Source organism: Luteibacter sp. HAY1-4A (assembly GCF_056755355.1).
This window is the reverse complement of sequence record NZ_JBNDHZ010000116.1, coordinates 1-297: the sequence shown is the minus strand read 5'-3', so window position 1 is coordinate 297 and position 297 is coordinate 1. Positions and strand designations below refer to the sequence as shown.

The following is a 297-nucleotide window of genomic DNA, read 5'->3' as shown; positions in this document are numbered from 1 at the left end:
AGGACAAGGTCGTCGAGGTTTTCGTTCCGGCCATCAACTTCGCCCCCCTCGCCGACGGCCTGTACGACGTGTTTGCCCGGGTTACCAATGCTCTCGGCTTCCCCGTCACCTCTGCCCCCTTGTCCATCCGCCTCAAGCTTGCCGTGCCCGGCGGCATGGACCCAGTGGCCGATACGCCCTATCAGAACGAGAACCTCGCCGCGCCGGGGGTGGAGCCGCCGGTCATCGCGCCGGACACCGCCTCGGCCACGGTCACCATCGCACCCTGGCAGAACAAAGCCGCAGGCGACCGGCTCA

General features: G+C 67.3%; 1 protein-coding gene. It reads left to right on the top strand.

The window, feature by feature from the left end; genetic code table 11:
* A partial coding sequence (locus ACPYOD_RS19175; RefSeq protein ID WP_481303274.1) for a hypothetical protein occupies nt 1-297 on the top strand: 297 nt, incomplete at both ends.